This is a genomic window from Blastopirellula retiformator (genome assembly GCF_007859755.1).
GTDB classification, from domain to species: Bacteria; Planctomycetota; Planctomycetia; order Pirellulales; family Pirellulaceae; genus Blastopirellula; species Blastopirellula retiformator.
The window spans coordinates 126,372-142,984 of sequence record NZ_SJPF01000002.1; the positions used below are offsets into that span (position 1 = coordinate 126,372).

Annotated in this window: 13 protein-coding genes; 5 read left to right on the plus strand and 8 right to left on the minus strand. The window is 60.7% G+C overall.

Annotated elements, in window-relative coordinates:
* Window positions 1–31 precede the first annotated feature (31 nt).
* The 6 genes from Enr8_RS07915 to Enr8_RS07940 all read right to left on the minus strand — a co-directional run bounded on the left by Enr8_RS07915 (window position 32) and on the right by Enr8_RS07940 (window position 9,000).
* Window positions 32–1,402 (minus strand): TIGR01777 family oxidoreductase, encoded by a 1,371-nt coding sequence (locus Enr8_RS07915; protein ID WP_146430218.1) that lies wholly within the window; start codon window positions 1,400–1,402, stop codon window positions 32–34.
* A gap of 141 nt (window positions 1,403–1,543) precedes the next feature.
* Window positions 1,544–2,035, minus strand: a complete 492-nt coding sequence (locus Enr8_RS07920) for a fasciclin domain-containing protein (protein WP_146430220.1) — start codon at window positions 2,033–2,035, stop codon at window positions 1,544–1,546.
* Window positions 2,036–2,317: 282 nt separating this feature from the next.
* The gene (locus Enr8_RS07925) at window positions 2,318–3,334 is read right to left on the minus strand and encodes an isocitrate/isopropylmalate dehydrogenase family protein (RefSeq protein ID WP_146430222.1); all 1,017 of its coding nucleotides are present in this window, start codon (window positions 3,332–3,334) and stop codon (window positions 2,318–2,320) included.
* Between the two features lie 393 nt (window positions 3,335–3,727).
* Complete coding sequence (locus Enr8_RS07930) at window positions 3,728–5,176, minus strand: DUF1501 domain-containing protein (protein WP_146430225.1); 1,449 nt, start codon at window positions 5,174–5,176, stop codon at window positions 3,728–3,730.
* A gap of 4 nt (window positions 5,177–5,180) precedes the next feature.
* Entirely contained in the window at window positions 5,181–8,372 is a 3,192-nt protein-coding gene (locus Enr8_RS07935) for a DUF1549 domain-containing protein (RefSeq protein WP_146430227.1), read from the minus strand.
* 157 nt (window positions 8,373–8,529) lie between these two features.
* Entirely contained in the window at window positions 8,530–9,000 is a 471-nt protein-coding gene (locus Enr8_RS07940) for a SixA phosphatase family protein (protein WP_186767510.1), read from the minus strand.
* Between the two features lie 224 nt (window positions 9,001–9,224).
* Here Enr8_RS07940 and Enr8_RS07945 point away from each other — a divergent pair, with 224 nt between their 5' ends.
* The 5 genes from Enr8_RS07945 (at window position 9,225) to Enr8_RS07965 (ending at window position 14,741) form a co-directional block, all read left to right on the plus strand.
* A complete protein-coding gene (locus Enr8_RS07945) occupies window positions 9,225–10,835 on the plus strand; it encodes a Ppx/GppA phosphatase family protein (RefSeq protein WP_146430232.1) in 1,611 nt (536 codons plus the stop codon).
* Window positions 10,781–11,761, plus strand: coding sequence for a CHAD domain-containing protein (locus Enr8_RS07950; protein ID WP_146430235.1), 981 nt, complete (start codon window positions 10,781–10,783; stop codon window positions 11,759–11,761). The genes Enr8_RS07945 and Enr8_RS07950 overlap by 55 nt, the downstream gene beginning before the upstream one ends.
* Before the next feature lie 33 nt (window positions 11,762–11,794).
* Window positions 11,795–12,715, plus strand: a complete 921-nt coding sequence (locus Enr8_RS07955; RefSeq protein ID WP_146430237.1) for a thiamine-phosphate kinase — start codon at window positions 11,795–11,797, stop codon at window positions 12,713–12,715.
* On the plus strand, window positions 12,712–13,203 hold the full coding sequence (tsaE, locus tag Enr8_RS07960; protein ID WP_146430239.1) for a tRNA (adenosine(37)-N6)-threonylcarbamoyltransferase complex ATPase subunit type 1 TsaE: 492 nt from the start codon (window positions 12,712–12,714) through the stop codon (window positions 13,201–13,203). The genes Enr8_RS07955 and tsaE overlap by 4 nt, the downstream gene beginning before the upstream one ends.
* 266 nt (window positions 13,204–13,469) lie before the next feature.
* A complete protein-coding gene (locus tag Enr8_RS07965) occupies window positions 13,470–14,741 on the plus strand; it encodes a PQQ-binding-like beta-propeller repeat protein (RefSeq protein ID WP_146430241.1) in 1,272 nt (423 codons plus the stop codon).
* 251 nt (window positions 14,742–14,992) lie between these two features.
* On the opposite strand, the gene Enr8_RS07970 is transcribed toward Enr8_RS07965, so the two are convergent.
* A complete protein-coding gene (locus tag Enr8_RS07970) occupies window positions 14,993–15,430 on the minus strand; it encodes a peptidase associated/transthyretin-like domain-containing protein (RefSeq protein ID WP_222434821.1) in 438 nt (145 codons plus the stop codon).
* An 11-nt stretch (window positions 15,431–15,441) separates the two neighbouring features.
* Entirely contained in the window at window positions 15,442–16,449 is a 1,008-nt protein-coding gene (locus Enr8_RS07975; protein ID WP_146430245.1) for a DUF1559 domain-containing protein, read from the minus strand.
* Window positions 16,450–16,613: the final 164 nt, after the last annotated feature.

Sequence of the window (16,613 nt, forward strand, 5' to 3'; positions counted from 1 at the left end):
TGCGTCTCTTGATGGCAATACAGAGTGGGCGTTACATGCCAAGCAGGCGGCGCAGCGCCGGCTCTAGCTCAGGATCGCGAAACTGGTAACCGGTTTCGCGCAGCCGCGTTGGCATCACGCGGCTGCTGGCCAACAGCAAATCGTTCGCCATTTCGCCCATCGCCATTTTCGCGGCGAACTCGGGCACCGGCAGAACGGTCGGGCGATGCAGCACGCGGCCGAGCGTCTTGGTGAACTCGCGATTGGTGGCCGGATCGGGCGCCGTCAGGTTGACCGGACCAGAGAGCGACTCGTTCATTAAGCAGTGGTGGATTCCGCCGATCACGTCGTCAATCGTGATCCAGCTCCAGTACTGCTTTCCGCTGCCAATCACGCCGCCAACGCCTAGCTTGAACGGCGTCAACATCTTCGCGAGCGCCCCGCCCTGCGGGCTGAGAACCAAGCCAAGTCGCGTGTTGACGACGCGAATACCAGCCAAAGCCGCTGGCTCACACGCCAATTCCCACGCGCGACACACATCGGGCAGAAAGCCTTCGCCAGCGATACTTTGCTCATCGACGATTTCATCGCCGGAGTCGCCGTAGTAACCGATCGCCGATGCGCAGACGAACGTCTGCGGCGGCGTTGGCAGCTTGGCGAGTTCGCTGGCGAGAAAGGTGGCGCCGTCGACCCGGGAGTCGCGGATCTGCGCTTTCTTCTCTTCGGTCCAGCGGCCGTCTGCGATGCTTTCGCCAGCCAAATGCACGACCGCATCAACGCCGGTCAGCGAGGCGGCGTCGATCTCTCCTTGCTTGTAGTTCCAGTAGACGCCCTCTTTGTTTGGACTGCGCGTGACGGGGATAACTTCGTGACCGCCGGTAGAAAGAAAGGCCGACAGTTGTTTGCCGACCATGCCCGAGGCCCCGGTGATTGCGATCTTCATGGCGTCCTGTTGCAAATAGGGCTGGTGTGCGGCCAGATCGGCCAGCAGCGTCGCGTGCCGGTAGCGAAACATTCGCTCCAACTTTTCTGCGACAAACGATCCGCCCAACATTTTTCCGATGGCGCCGCCGGGTACCGAATACTCAACGTGGTCTTCCAGATAGCAGTGATCGGCGTCGATCTGGCCGAAGCGATGCTCATGTTCCCAATGCGCGAAAGGGCCAGACAGCTGTACATCGCTGAAGAGTTCGTTCTCAACAAACTCGCGATGCTCGGCCAGCCAGGTGAGCGGGATCGGGCCGAGCTTGGTTTTCAGCACAGCCTGCGAGCCGGGCGCCAGGCCGGACTCGTACTTCTCGACGGTGACCGCTTCCCAAGGAGGGGTCAATCGCGTCAGCGCTCCTTCGCGGCAATGCCAAGCGAAGGCGACTTCGACTGGCGTCGGGATTTCGCTACGCTCTTGAAAGACCTGATGTGACATGGCAGTTATAAAAAAAGAGGGCGAACCAGTCGCCCTCTATTGTACCGCATAAAAAAAGTTCGCCCCCATCGTCGCTACTTTCGCGTCCCCTCCAGAACGGTTCCAGCTGCGAGTCGATCGGGGCAAACTCTCCACAAAGAACTATTCCGGAATCAGCACGGTGTCGATCACATGGATCACGCCGTTGGAGGTGACGATGTCGGCCTTCACCACCTTGGCGTTGTTGATCATCACGGCGCCATCTTTGGCTTTGATCTTCAGCGACTTGTCGGCCAGCGTATCGGCCGAGTCGAGCTTGGCCGCGTCGGCCGCCATCACCTTGCCGGCGACGACATGGTACTTCAAGATTGTGGCCAGCTTCTCTTTATCTTTCAGCAGGCTCTCGACAGTACCTTTCGGTAGCTTCGCAAACGCTTCGTCGGTCGGAGCGAAAACGGTAAACGGCCCGTCGCTCTTCAGCGCGTCGACCAAACCAGCTGCTTTGACTGCCGTTACGAGGGTCTCAAACTGACCTGCGGCGACCGCGGTGTCGACGATATCCTTGTCCGCTTTGTCGGCCGCATTGACCGGCTGCACGAAAGTAGCGACGGCGAGCAGCATCGTGGAAGCGAGAATCCATTGGAAAGCACGCATGAGTTAAGCTCCTGGAAAGGGGTTGAGGGCCCGCACCTGAATAGGAACGCGAGCGATTTTCAGCAAACGGGTTTGTCATGACGCGTCGTTGACTTCTGGTGGCGTTGTAGACGCGGGAGAAGGGGTGACCAGTCGGAAAAGTTGGAATCGTTGCGATTCGCGATTCGCGATCGTGGGCGCCGTTGCCACGTCTGCGTGGCAACGGCGCCAGTAGAGCGGTGTTCGAAACAAAAAAGGGCGTCCCAACAGGACGCCCTTTGTGTATCTCGCGTGAAGCGAAGCTTAGCCCGAGCTTCCCACCGCACAGGCTTCGGCCACCGTATCGGCAAACTGCGAAGTCGACAGCTTTCCGCCCAGGTCGCCGGTCCGCGTTTCGGGGTTTTGCAGTACCGACAATAACGCGCCTTCCATCCGATCAGCCGCGTCCATTTCGCCCAGGTGCTTCAGCATCATGGTGGCGCTTAGCAGCAACGCGGTCGGGTTGGCCAGGTCTTTGCCGGCGATGTCAGGCGCGGTGCCGTGGACCGCTTCGAAGATGGCCACGTCGGCGCCGTAGTTGCCGCTGGGGGTGACCCCCAGGCCGCCGACCAGACCGCTGGCCAGGTCCGAGACGATGTCGCCGAACAGGTTTTCCATCACCAGCACTTCAAACTGCGTCGGGTCCATCACCAACTTCATGGCGGCGGCGTCGATGATGCAGTCGTTCAGCTCGATGTCGGGATAGTCTTTTGCGACCTCGTTGACGGTGTCCAGGAACAGCCCGTCGCTTAGCTTCAGGATGTTCGCCTTGTGGACGCAGGTCACCGTCTTGCGGTTGTACTTGCGGGCGGTCTCGAAGGCGAAGATCGCAATGCGGCGGGACGCCTTTTCGCTGATCACGCGGAGGCTTTCGACGACGCCGGGCACGACCGTATGTTCCAGGCCGCTATAGAGGCCTTCGGTGTTTTCGCGAATAACGATCAGATCGACTTCTTCAAAACGGGTCTTCACGCCGGGGATGGTGCGGGCCGGGCGGAAGTTGGCGTACAACTGCAGCTCTTGCCGCAGGCCAACGTTCACGCTGCGAAAGCCTTTGCCAATCGCCGTGGCGAGCGGACCTTTGAGGGCGACCTTGGTCTCTTTGATGGCGAGAATCGTCTCCGGCGGCAGCGGTGTGCCCGCCTTTTCGACCGCCGATACGCCGGCCAGAACCGGGCGCCAATCGATCGACACGCCGGCGGCTTCGATGATGCGTTTCACGGCGGCGGTAATTTCGGGACCGATGCCGTCCCCTTCAATCAAACAAACGTTGTGCGCCATGCTGCGCCCCTCGGATATCGTCTTGGTATCGCTCACAAGATGGTCAGATCACGGCCTCAGGGGAGCGATTTCCGCCCGGCCGCTTCCCGATTATTTGCGCTGGCGTGGGTAATCGTCGAGGAGTGAAATCGCCAACTGGCGCCTAGAGAGGGACAAGATGGGGCTAGGGTGAAGATGGCGTCCGCTATGTCTCGTGGACGGGCCGATAGACGCCGCTTGTAGGGAAGTTTTTTTGAGGCGTTTCTTTGCCTGGGGGAGATGTATCGATCCATGCTCTTTTCGCGTCTTCGCGAAATGAGCATGTTTTCCGTATCAACAGAGAGGCCAAGCCATGCTAATCCGGCGAAGACGCCGCAAGAGCATGGCGCCAAGTTGGTTGCTTCTAGCGCGGGACTACCCCGTGACCAACTTCATGTTCATTTCCCCTTCGTTCACCGTCGGGCGTTCGGGGCGGCCTTTGTGGAAGTAGGTCAGCTTCATGTTGTCCAGACCCATCAGGTAGAGGATCGATGCGTGCAGCGAGTGGACGTGCATCCGGTCTTCGACGGCGTGCAGGCCGATTTCGTCGGTCGAGCCGATCGTCTGACCGCCGCGAACGCCGCCGCCGGCGAACCACATGGTGAAGCCGGACGGGTTATGGTCGCGACCGTTCCCCTGTTCGCTCATCGGGGTGCGGCCAAACTCACCGCCCCAAACGACCAGGGTGTCGTCGAGTAGCCCGCGACGCTTCAGGTCGGCCAACAGGCCGGCGACCGGTTTGTCGGACGAGCGGCAGTTGGTGGAGTGGTTTTTTTCAATGTTGTTGTGAGCGTCCCACTTGCTGCCGGTGCCATGATACAGCTGGACGAAGCGAACGCCTCGTTCGACCAGCCGGCGGGCCAAGAGACAGTTGCGGCCGAACGTTTCGGTCGCTTTGTCATCCATGCCGTACAGCTGTTTGGTCTCTTCGGTCTCTTGCGTCAGGTCGATCGCTTCGGGAGCGTGCACCTGCATGCGGAAGGCGAGTTCGTAGCTCTTGATTCGGGCGTCCAGTTCGCTTTGACCCGGATGCTCGTGGGCGAAGCCTTGGTTCATCTGGTTCAGGTAGGCGAGCTTCGACTGTTGCCGCGGGTCGGTGATCCCTTTGGGATTCTCGAGATTGCGAATCGGCGTTTCGCCAGGATGGAACCGCGTCCCTTGGTAGACGGCCGGCATGAAGGCGGTGCCCCAGTTGCGCGGGCCGTTAACCGGCGTGCCATTGTTGTCTTGCAGCACCACGAAGGCGGGCAGGTTTTCGTTTTCGGTTCCCAGACCATAGCTGACCCAGCTGCCGAGCGAAGGCCGGCCGCCGATGATGGCGCCGGTGTTCATCTGGCAGACTCCGCCGGCATGGTTGATGCCGTCGCTATGGCACGAGCGAATCACGGCCAGGTCGTCGGCATGCTCGGCGATGTGGGGCAACCATTCCGAAATCCAGAGGCCGCTCTCGCCATGCTGTTTCCACTTGCGGGGCGAGCCGTAGAGGGGCGCTTTCCCTTCCCCCATCGCCAGGATCACCTTCTTAAACGAGCTAGGCAATTGCTGCCCATGCAGCTTGTTCAATGTTGGCTTCGGATCGAACAAGTCGATGTGGCTGGGGCCCCCTTCCATGAAGAGGAAGATGACGTTCTTGGCCCGCGGCGCGACATGCGCCATCTGGTTGCTCTCGTCCAAACCGCCGTGGGCGGCGCGGCTTTCCTGCGCCATCATCCACGAGAGGGCGAGCGAACCGAACCCAGCGCCGGTGCGCAGCAGCGCTTGACGACGATCAATGACTTGCTCGTGATGCGGGACGCCATGTTGTTGGCAAACGGTCGATGGCATGGGCTTATGGCACGTAAAGGAATTCGTTGGAATTAAGCAGGATATGACAGAAGTCGACCCAGGCGGCGTTGTCGGAGTTGATCGCCGCATCGCCGGAGGTGAGATCGACTCCCCCTTCGAGCGAACGGAGCGAACCGGTCGGCCGATTGAGCTTCCAGTGGCCGAGCACCTCGTCGACGTCGTCAATCGGTTGAATCAGCAGTTGCTGTTCGCTCAAAGCGGCGGGGGCGACGCGAACCTCGGCGACGAGCCCGTCAAAGGCGCTGCTCTTGGTTCCGGTTCGTCCGCCGATCACCAGCGGATACTCGTTGCGGATGCCGGCGATGATCTCGGTCTTGACCACCGCCGTTTTCAGCGGGGCGTTTTCGGTCGAAAGGTCCTGTACAAAGAACCAGACTTCGGCGGCGCCGGTGTCGTCCAGCACATACTGCACGCAGGCATAGTAGGGACGACCCAGCTCAAAGCGAATCCCGGAGGGGACCACTTCGTAAACGGTTTGGTCCAGCGAGTTGGCGCCGACCAGCTGCATAATCAGGTTCCGCGGCGTGTAGGCCGACTTCTTGCTGGTCACGCCGAAGTTCCAGCCAGGTTGGCTGTTGGCGCCGGTCCATTGCGACGCGATCGTGCGAACCGACGCGTCGTCATAGAGCGAGTCAAGTTGAACAATCGTTTCGACTGAGAACGACGCGCCGGTCAAGTCGGGCAGGTTCGCCGACAACTGCGAGATTTCGGCTGACGGGTTCAGGCGAACCCCGTTGCGGTCGGTTCCTTGCAGCGGAGCGATCGCCAGTGGTCTTTCTTTGGCGCTGCTCTCTTGGGCGATCCGCAGTTGCTGGGCGATGAACTCCTGGGCCGCTTCCAATTCGGCCGGCGAAGGCTCACGACTGAAGGCCCGCATGTAGGCGGCGCGGATGCGGTCTTCGCTCGTCTTCCCCTCTTTGCGAATGGCGGAGGCCATGCCGCTGGCCTGTTGCAGCGGAAAGCCGCCATTGATCAGCAGCAACGATTGGGTGGGCGTGGTGGTGGTATTGCGAGTCGCCGAGCTGGTGAACCGTTCGGGGAAGTCAAACGCGTCCATCAGCGAGTCGCGGTTGTTGCGAACCACCTTCATGTAGACGCTGCGGCGAGGCGTGCCGCCGCTGACGCTGGCCCCGCCGGTGCTTGAGCTTAGCTTGCCCGAAGCGGCCAACATGGCGTCGCGGACCTGTTCGGCCGACAAACGACGGACCTGGCTGCGCCAGTAGGTATTGTTATCGAGGTCGAGCTTGTCCGACTCCGGGTTACGGGTCGAGGCCAACTGGTAGGTCTCGCTGGTCACCAACAGGCGAATCATCGACTTCATACTGCGATGCTGATCGATGAACTCTTGCGACATCCAATCGAGCAGATCGGGATGGGACGGCGGCGTGCCGAGGTTACCGAAGTCGTTGGGCGTTTCGACCAGTCCGCGGCTGAAGCACCATTGCCAGAGGCGATTGGCGATCACGCGGCTGGCCAGGGCGTTGTCCTTGCTGTTGATCCAGCGGGCCAGTTCCGACCGGCGGCCGGTCGACTGCGGCTTCGACTCGATCGAGACGGGCGAAGCGTCGAGCACCGTCAGGAAGTCGGGCGCGATTTCGCCCAGACGTTCCTTACCGGTGATGTAGGTCGGCGGGGCTTGCGGACCGACGTCGCTGACCGAATAGACCCTCGGAAAATCAGCCGGCTTTTTGAACTTCGCCAGCTCTTCTTTCAGCTTCTTGTACTCTTCTTTTCGTTTGTCGTCGCCAACGTTGCCGCGACGGCTGCGGATCTCGCGTTCGACCTGGTTGTAGGCCATGTCGACCAGCTGCTGCTCAAACGGCGTCCGCTCGGCTTCCGGCTTGTTCATCATGACCTGGATGTCGTCGGGGAACATCTCGGTTTGCTTTTTGATGGCGCCGGCGATCGGCTTCTTTTCCATCTCGTCGATCTTCGCCCGAAGCTCGCGGGTTTCTTCTTCCCACTTGGCGAGGGCGGCGTTGTACTTGGCCAACTCTTCCGGCGACGCGGCCGGCACGTCGTCACGCGGCAAGATCGGCGTGAAGAAGGCCTGCAATTGGAAATAGTCGCGCTGCAGCAGCGGATCAAACTTATGATCGTGGCACTTGGCGCAGCCCATCCCGACCCCCAGGAAAACGTCGCTGGTGGTATCGGTGATGTCGTTCAGAATGATTTGCCACTGGGTGCGAACGTCGCGCTGGTTGTACTCGTAAATCCAGTGCCGTAGAAACCCGGTCGCCACAATCGCATCGGGATTGTCAGGGGCGACTTCATCGCCGGCCAACTGCTCTAGGACGAATTGGTCGTACGGCTTGTCTTGGTTAAAGCTGTTGATGACGTAGTCGCGATACCGCCAGGCATGGGGACGATAGGCGTCTTGGCGGTATCCGTCCGATTCGGCGTAGCGAACCAGATCGAGCCAATGGGTCGCCATCCGCTCGCCAAAATGAACGCTATCGAGCAGCGAATCGACCAGCTTTTCGTACGCGTCGGGCGAGTCGTCGGCCAGGAACGCTTCGGCCTGCTCCGGCGTCGGCGGCAAACCAGTCAGGTCAAAACAGACGCGGCGCAACAGCGTCCGTTTGCCCGCCTTCTGATTGGGGGTGACGCCATTGGCGATTTGCTGCTGGCGGATGAAGCGATCGATCGGGTTGCGGTTCCAGCGGGCTTCGTCAACTTGCGGCGGATCGACGTCGGCCAGCGGTTGAAACGCCCAGTAGTGGCGATCTTCTTCGGTGATTTTGTCTTTGGCGGCGGTCCGGACTTGCGCGTCATTGCCGCCGGGCCACGGGGCGCCCATCTTCACCCACTTGGCAAGCAGGGCGATCTCTTGCTCAGGCAGCTTGCCGGCCGGCGGCATCTCGTAGCTTTCGTAATTAATCGCTTCGATCAGCAAGCTGGTTTCGGGCTGGTGAGGCTCAATCGCCGCGCCGCTTTCGCCGCCCGACAGCATCGCGCCGCGAGAGTCGAGACGCAGTCCCCCCTTCTCCGCCTCTTCGCTGTGGCACTCAAAGCAGCGGCGGACCAGAAGCGGGCGGATGTCGTTTTCGAAGAAGGCGGCCTGCTCTTTACTGATCTGCGGGGCGTCAACCGCCTCTTCGGCATGGCCCAAGCTGGGCGCCGCGATCAGGGCCAGGGAGCAGGAAAACGCCACGAAAAGCTGGGATCGGCTCATAGCTTCGCTTATTAGGGGCGGGCTGGACCTACCGTAAAAGTTCACGGCGGTATTGAGGAAGGTGAGAGCCGATTTTACTCCTTTTTGGGAAAAACTGCAATTGAAATATGGGTGAAACCCCCTCGGAAATCAGTTGTTTGCGCCCGAATAGATTCCCCTATTCGAGTTCGCGGGGGCGAACCGCCGACACTAGCTCCCACTCTTTGGCCGCGAACGCCGATTTCCAGCTGTCGGACTCGGTCTGAAACAGCACCGCTACGCCGGTAGCCATTTCGAGGGAGTCGCCGGCCAACTGACTGGCCAGCAATTCCCAGCCTGGGTTGTGTCCCAAAAAGAGGGCCGACTGGCATGTGTCGGGCATCTGAATCGCCAGGCTGACCACCTCGGTGTAGCCGCTGAGGTAGAGACTGGGATCGAATACCACCTGGGGCGTTGGCGAGAAGTGGTCCTTCATTAACTCCCAGGTTTCCATGGTTCGTTGGGCGTCGCTCGAAACGACGATCTCTGGCGTCCAGCCGCGACTGTTCAGTTCGGCCGCCACTCGCGGCGCGGCGGCTCTTCCGCGACCATTCAGTGGGCGGCTGCGATCGTCAAGACCTTGGGGCCAAGCGCTTTTGGCGTGACGCATGACGATCAATCTTCGCGGAAGCATGGGCGACTTTCATCCAATGTGGGGGCAATATGAGGAGCATTGTTCCCAGCACCGCGATTCGGCTTGCTCAGATAGCCGACGCGCGCAATTTTAGTCATCGAGAATGTTTCCCGAATTTGTTATCTTAAGCGAAGGAACTTGTTTGCTTTTCTCGAATTATCGCCGATCGCTGACGCCGCGAAAGGATAAAGCGCCGCCGCATGAAGAAAATCGTTGACACGCCTTCCGATCTGCGACTCTCCCCAGGCAACAAACTAGCCGCCATCGACATTGGCTCGAACAGCTTGCGACTGGTCGTCGCCCAGGTGACCCCTGGCCCCGACTATCGCGTCTTGGACGAAGAGCGTCAGTCGACCCGCTTGGCCCGCAGCGTCAGTTCGACCGGGCGGCTGGACGAAGAGTCGATTCAGGAGTCGCTCGACGCGCTGCGCCGCTTCAAGAAGATCGCCGCTGGCTTTGACGTCAGCGTGATCAAGACGATCGCCACCTGCGCCGTGCGGGAAGCGAAAAATGGCGCCGAGTTCTGCGAGCGCGCCCGCGAAGACGTGGGGCTCGAAATCGACGTCATTTCAGCCGAGCAGGAAGGGCAACTCGCCTTCTTGAGCGTCGCCCGGGCGTTTGACATCACCGACCGCAACATCGCGATCGCCGACATTGGCGGCGGCAGCACCGAGATCATCCTGGCTTCGGCCGGGCACGTCGATCAGATCTTCGCCACGAATTTAGGCGCGGTCCGCATGACCGAACTTTACGCGCCCCCCATGGCGCTGGTCGAGCAGCCCGAAGACTACATGCGGATGACCGAGGAGATCGACAAAGAGCTGAAAAAGACGGTCAAGAAGAAGCCGTTCACCCCACACGCGATGTACGGCACCGGCGGCACCTTCACGACGCTGGCCGCCATGATGATGGCGCAAAAGGGAGAAGTCGGTCAGCCCGAATGGGGTTATCGCATCACGCACGCCGACGTCAGTCACCTGCTGGACGACCTGAAGAAAAAGAACATGAAGCAGCGCCGCAGCGTGGCGGGGCTCAGCGCTGATCGGGCCGACATCATCGTCGCCGGCTTGATCGTGATCGAGCGGATGATGGCTCGCCTGGAAGTCAACGTGCTGCATGTGCACGACCGCGGCATCCGCGACGGGTTGATCATTTCGATGATCGACGCCACCGACGATTCGCGGGTGTCGGACGAGCAGGCGAAAGAGGCGATGGAGTTTTTCGCCAAGAGCTGCGGCGTCGACATGCCCCACACGTTGCATGTGGCTAACCTGGCGGTCGAGTTGTACCAGCAACTGGCCGAGCCGCTGAAGCTGTCGCCGGCCGACGTACGGTTGATCTACGCCTCGGCGGTGCTGCAAGACGTTGGGTACCTGATCAACTACGAAAAGCATCACAAGCACAGTTACAACCTGATTCTCAACAGTCAACTGCCGGGGCTGTCGCGGCACGAGCTAGAGCTGGTCGCCAATGTGGCCCGCTATCATCGCGGCTCGAACCCCAAGCGAAGGCATCGCAACTTTACCCGGCTGGCGCCCGAAGATCAGGATCGCGTCCGGGCGCTCGCTTCGATCTTGCGGTTGGCCGGCGCGCTCGATCGCAGTCACAGTCAGCACGTCAAAGCGGTCAGCGCGGAAGTCGCCTCGTCGCAGGTCAAGCTAAGCCTGACCGCCCAAGGAGACGCCGAGGTTGACGTTTGGGCCGCGCGGAGCCGGGCCGAGTTCTTTGAAAAGGTCTTCGACTTGGAAGTCGTCGTTTGCGTAGGAAAACCAGCTTCGGCCAATGCAAGTGCGGGGGCGTCGGCACGTTGACGATCAAAAAAGCGAAATGGCTGGACGGGGTGAAACCAAACGCGTTGATCTCCGAAGTTGCCCAGACTGCGCTCGGCGAGCGTCTGGGCTTGGTCGCCTATTATCTGCCGCTGGCGGCGAAGCGGTCCGACGAGAACATCGAGTACGTGCATCAACTGCGGGTCTCGGTTCGCCGTTCGCAAGCGGCGCTTGAGCTGTTTCAGCCGCTCGCCCCGATGCGGCGGAGCGAGAAGCTGCGGAAGCGACTCAAGAAGATTCGCCGCGCCGCCGGTGACGCCCGGGACCTCGACGTGTTGATCGAGCGGATCGCCGCGCAAAAGAACAAGGGACAAAAAGCGTCGACCCAGCGGACGCTCAAGTATCTGCAGTCGCTGCGCAAAGAGGCGCAAGCGCCCCTGGTCGAGACCGCCGAGTGGGCCAGCCGCAAACGACTGCCGCAAAAGTTCGAGGGGTTCGTGCCGCGGATGCGGTGGCGAGATACTGGCGCTGAAGAGACGCTTGAAAAGATCGGGCCGCTCTTCCTCGATCCGATCGTGCTGCAGTTCTTTTACCAGGCCGAGCAAACGCTCGCCGCGCCCGATACGCTGCATCAGCTGCGGATCGAAGCGAAACGGCTGCGGTATGCGATGGAACTGATGGCGGCCGCGTTTGAGTCCGGCTTTCGCGAAGAGCTCTATCCTTACTTCGAGAAAGTGCAGGATCGGCTCGGTGAGATCAACGATCACGCCACCGCCGCCGCCAAGATCGGCGCCTGGGCGAAGCAGACGACCGATCCGGACGTCGCCCTGTTTCTGCAAGCGGCGATCGCCCAAGAGGACGAAGCGTACCGCGAAGAGTCAGGCGGGTTTCACGATTGGTGGACGACCGACCTGATCTCGAACCTAAAGCAGCGGTTCGACCGCTATCTCCGCGTTTCTGACGACTAACGCTGTTTGCCGCGAATCGCGATAATACGACGCATGGAACCGGAACTGATTCAACATCTGCGCAGCACGCTGGTCGGCAATCCTCGCTTGCGAATCGGCCTGGGGGACGACGCGGCCTTGCTCGATTGGCGCGATCGGGATGACCTGGTCGTGACGACCGATCTGATCTCGGACCAGGTCGACTTTCTCCTGGTCGAAGTCGATCCTCGCCGCATTGGCCGCAAGAGCCTGGCGATCAATCTCAGCGATCTGGCTGCGATGGGCGCCGAGTCGATCGCCGTGGTCGTGTCGCTGCTATTGCCCCGCAATCCGCCTCACGGCACAACTCTACAGCTGGCGACGCAGCTCTACGAAGGGATGATCCCGCTTGCCGAGCAGTTCGACTGCATCATCGCCGGCGGCGACACCAACAGCTGGAACGGACCACTGGCGATCAGCGTCACTGCGTTTGGCGCTTGTGGAGAAGCGCCGCCGTTGGTGCGTAGCGGCGCCAAGCCGGGCGATCTGCTGCTGGTGACTGGCCAGTTGGGCGGCAGTATCCTCGGTAGTCATTTCGATTTCACGCCGCGCGTTCACGAAGGCCGCAAGTTGTCCCTCGACCGCCTGGCGACCGCCGCGATGGATATCAGCGACGGGCTGCTGCTTGACCTGTCTCGGCTGCTCAAAGAAAGTGATCTCGCGGCGATCCTCGACTTGCCGGCGATTCCGACATCGGCCGCCGCGGCGCAGTTGGCCGATACGACCGGCAAGACGCCGCTTGAGCACGCGCTGGCCGATGGCGAAGACTTTGAACTGCTGTTTACCGCCTCGCCGGAGACCGCGGCCCGGCTGGTCGCCGAGGGAATCGCTGGAACCGCGGTCACGGCGATCGGAACCCTTGTTGCCGGCGAAGGGATTTGGGCCGATCATGTGGGTGGACGGCGATTACAGCCGCAAGGATTTTTGCACGCATGAACGACGTCGGCACGCGACAACAGGAACTGACGCTCTCCTCCGAGGCCGACACCGATCGGCTCGGTCGACTGCTGGCCCAACTGCTGCCGGACGGCACGACCGTGGCGCTGCTGGGGACGCTCGGCGCCGGCAAGACGCGGTTGGTCAAAGCGATCGCCGCCGCCTGCGACATCGACCCGCAAACGGTGATCAGCCCGACGTTTGTGTTGGTGCAAGAGTACGACGCCAAGCGGCAGCTCTATCACATGGACGCCTACCGAATCAAAGATGACGACGAGTTCCTGGAGCTCGGTCCCGAAGAATACTTCAACTCCGACGGGATCACCTTCGTCGAATGGGCCGACCGCGTCGTCGGCTGCATGCCGCGCAGTTACGTCGAGATCGAAATCTTCGTCACCGGCGAAACCGACCGCCGCGTCGTGATCGTCGCCCAAGGAAAAGCCCCGGCCGAGTGGCTGACGAACCTTGCCGCCAGTTGGAACGCGTAACGCGCAAGGGGTGCCGTTGCCACGTCTGCGTGGCAATGATTGCGTTTGCTATCCCGTCTCGGCAAGACCTCAGAGACGGTTCGGAATAGGAAGCTGCAGGTCTAGCGGCGGTAAACAAATTATCCGGCCACATTCATTGCCACGCAGACGTGGCAACGGCACCCATTAGTCTGTCCATGTTCGTTTCGCTTGCTTCCCTCTCGACGCGAAACTACATTTAAGCGCTCCCCTCCACCTCCCTTCCCTCCTTTCGCGCACAAACTGCCATGAATCTCTCTCGCCTGTTCGCCGCGTTGGTTCTCCTGGGTTTCGTTGGCAGCCATGTCGTCGCCCAGTCGCCGGCCCAGTGGACGCAGTTCCGCGGACCGACCGCGCAAGGCATCGTCGCCGACGCGAAGTTGCCGACCGAGTGGAACGCCGAGACCAACATCACCTGGCGGAAAGAGTTGCCAGGCGTCGGTTGGTCGTCGCCGGTCGTCTCGGCCGGGCAGATCTACCTGACGACCGCCGTGCCGCAGTCGGAAGAGAGGAAGGCGGATCAGTCGCTGCGGGCTTTGTGCCTGGACGCCGCCTCTGGCGAGATCGTGTGGGACGTCGAGATCTTCCAGCAGGAAGGCGCGACCGCACCGAAGATTCATTCCAAAAACAGCCACGCCAGCGCCACGCCAATCCTCGAAGGCGATTTCGTCTACGTTCACTTTGGCCACATGGGGACCGCCTGTCTGCAAAAGCGCGATGGCAAAATCGTCTGGCAGACGCAAGATCATCGCTATCGCCCGATCCATGGCAACGGCGGCTCGCCGATCTTGTTCGGCGACAAGTTGATCTTTGGGATCGATGGACAGGACAAGCAAGAGGTAATCGCGCTTGATAAGAAAACGGGCCAGGTCGCGTGGCAAACGCCTCGCAATGTGCCCGACCTGCCCAAGTACTTTACTTTCAGCACGCCGCTCTTGATCGAAGTCGACGGCCAGCCGCAGTTGATCTCGCAAGGCAGCGGCGCCGTGATGGCGCTTGATCCGAACAGCGGCAAAGAGATCTGGCGAGTCTCTTACGAAGAAGGTTACTCGATCGTCCCGCGGCCGATTTTCGCCAACGGGCTGCTTTACGTTTGCACCGGCTACGATCGTTCGAGCCTGGTCGCGATTCGCCCGACTGGTCAGGGAGACGTCACCGACACGCATGTCGAGTTCATCGTCGACCGCAATGTGCCATACAACCCTTCGCCGGTCGCGATCGGCGATGCAATCTACATGATCTCCGACAACGGCATCTTGTCTTGCCTAGACGGAGCGACCGGCGACGTCCGCTGGAAAGAACGAATCGGCGGTAATTTCTCGTCGTCGCTGGTAGCCGCCGGCGAGCTGATCTACATGCTCGACGAAAAGGGAATGACGACCGTCGCCAAGGCAGGAGCAGAATACGAAGAAGTCGCCAAGAACGACTTGAAAGAGCGGGCCCTATCGAGCTACGGCATCGACGGCGATGCAATTCTACTGCGAACCGAACAGGCCCTTTACCGCATTGAAAACAAGTAGACGCTCGCGCCCCGCTTATTCGCGTCGTGGTTCTCGACGAATTGGCGCCATGCTTTTGCCGCGTCGCACGCGGGATAAGCATGGCTTCGATACGCATAGAACAGGCCAGGGACATGCTCATCCGGCGAAGACGCCGCAAGAGCCTGCGCCAGAACAAGCGAGGGAAAGCGTCCGCCAATAAAAAAAACGCGTGGCGACGCATCAGCGTCACCACGCGATCGGTTCGTTTCGACTTATTGCGCCGGGCTTGCTTACGCCCCAGCCGCGGCTCGCTTGCTCCGCTTCCCTTCCAGGTTGAAGTCAAACGTGTTGCTGCCCGACTTCACTTCGGCCGAAAGGTTCGTATCGTCGTTGTACTCTGACGGCACTGTCTCACTACGGGCAGCGACCGCCGCTTCCGATCCTTCGCCGCCGCTGGCGCTGCGCTGCGACCGGATGCGGACCGAATGTTTGCCGACGAGAGCGCCGGAGGCGCCGGCCCGGAACTGCAGCGTATAGTTGCCGTCAGCGTCGGTTACGCCGATCGATGGTCGACCATTTTCTGGGTCGAACTCTACCGTCGCGCCATCGAGGGGCGCGCCGTTTAGCGTGACGTGGCCAGACACCTCACCCAGCGGCGGCGTATTGCCATTGCCGCTGCAGCCGACGAAGCAAACGGCTACCGACGCCGTCAAAATCAAAGTTGTCATCGCTCGCATCATTAGAACTCCCCAACCACGTCGCCATCCGCCATACCAACCAATCGCTCCAGCGTGCTGTTGGTCGTCCAAGCGCCATCGTTGCTCAGATCGATCGTGTCCGAGATGAAATGGCACGAACCGTCGCCAAACAGGAACTGGCAACCGCCCGGGTGTTGGCTGCTGAAGGCCATGCTCCGCTCGCCGTTGGCGCCGGTTAGGGCCACGTTCATCGGATAGCGCACCGAACCGGCGATCGTCATCACCCCTTGGTTCCAGTAAACGTTGCCTGAGTCTTGTGCCGAAGGACCGAGCGCGTCTTTGTCGCGAACCGCGTAGAGCGTTCCGGCCGACATCCGAACGCCGCCGCTGATCCACGAACGTTCGCCCACCAAGAAGGTGTTGCTCAAACCATCGGTAAAGTCGCGGAAGCCGGTGTTGCTGTCGCGGTAGAACGGGCCGATGTTGCCGGTTGTTCCCTGGGTCAGATTGGTCGCCTTCTTTTGCCGCACGTTGGCGATGTTGACCGAGACGACGTAGTTGGTCAGCCCCAAGCCGTAGTTGCCGCTGCCGCTGCTGTTGGAGATCGCGTAGCCAGGGTCGACGCCGGGATCATGAAAGTCAGGACCTGGGGCCGACGGGCAGCGGAAAGGCTGGTTGACGTTCTGAAATACCTGCTGATTGGCGACGATCACGTCCGACGGGTTTTGCGTGTTGGGCGAGAGGGCGTCGTAGGTGTTCCCCTGTTCCATGAATGGCAAGATGAAGGCCGACCACGACCAGTGCCCGATGTTGTCGACGCTGGGCGTGATCTGAATGTACATCGGCGGCAGGTTGCCGTAGGTGTCATGATAGTTGTGGAAGGCCAGACCAAGCTGCTTCAGGTTGTTGTTGCACTGCATCCGCCGAGCCGCCTCGCGGGCCTGCTGCACGGCCGGCAATAACAGGGCGATCAAGACGCCGATAATGGCGATCACGACGAGCAGTTCGACCAAGGTAAAACCTGGTCTCCGAGCGATGTTGTCTCGCATGCTGATATCCAGAAAAAGAATAGGGGTGAAAAGAAAAAAATGAGCACATTCCACCTGAGAGGGGAGATGAGAGCAGAATATATTCAGTCGACGGAGGTTTTTGCACCCGGGCGCCGAGGGGGGATCGATTACCAGACTCAGCGGGGTATCGAGCTTTTGCGGGC

Excerpts from the sequence above, each read along its gene's own strand:
- Enr8_RS07920 (WP_146430220.1), bottom strand. The coding sequence starts at position 2,035 with ATGCGTGCTTTCCAATGGATTCTCGCTTCCACGATGCTGCTCGCCGTC.
- Enr8_RS07940 (WP_186767510.1), bottom strand. The coding sequence starts at position 9,000 with ATGCGTCACGCCAAAAGCGCTTGGCCCCAAGGTCTTGACGATCGCAGC.
- Enr8_RS07965 (WP_146430241.1), top strand. The coding sequence starts at position 13,470 with ATGAATCTCTCTCGCCTGTTCGCCGCGTTGGTTCTCCTGGGTTTCGTT.
- Enr8_RS07945 (WP_146430232.1), top strand. The coding sequence starts at position 9,225 with ATGAAGAAAATCGTTGACACGCCTTCCGATCTGCGACTCTCCCCAGGC.
- Enr8_RS07930 (WP_146430225.1), bottom strand. The coding sequence starts at position 5,176 with ATGCCATCGACCGTTTGCCAACAACATGGCGTCCCGCATCACGAGCAA.
- Enr8_RS07975 (WP_146430245.1), bottom strand. The coding sequence starts at position 16,449 with ATGCGAGACAACATCGCTCGGAGACCAGGTTTTACCTTGGTCGAACTG.
- Enr8_RS07935 (WP_146430227.1), bottom strand. The coding sequence starts at position 8,372 with ATGAGCCGATCCCAGCTTTTCGTGGCGTTTTCCTGCTCCCTGGCCCTG.
- Enr8_RS07925 (WP_146430222.1), bottom strand. The coding sequence starts at position 3,334 with ATGGCGCACAACGTTTGTTTGATTGAAGGGGACGGCATCGGTCCCGAA.
- tsaE (WP_146430239.1), top strand. The coding sequence starts at position 12,712 with ATGAACGACGTCGGCACGCGACAACAGGAACTGACGCTCTCCTCCGAG.
- Enr8_RS07955 (WP_146430237.1), top strand. The coding sequence starts at position 11,795 with ATGGAACCGGAACTGATTCAACATCTGCGCAGCACGCTGGTCGGCAAT.
- Enr8_RS07915 (WP_146430218.1), bottom strand. The coding sequence starts at position 1,402 with ATGTCACATCAGGTCTTTCAAGAGCGTAGCGAAATCCCGACGCCAGTC.
- Enr8_RS07970 (WP_222434821.1), bottom strand. The coding sequence starts at position 15,430 with ATGACAACTTTGATTTTGACGGCGTCGGTAGCCGTTTGCTTCGTCGGC.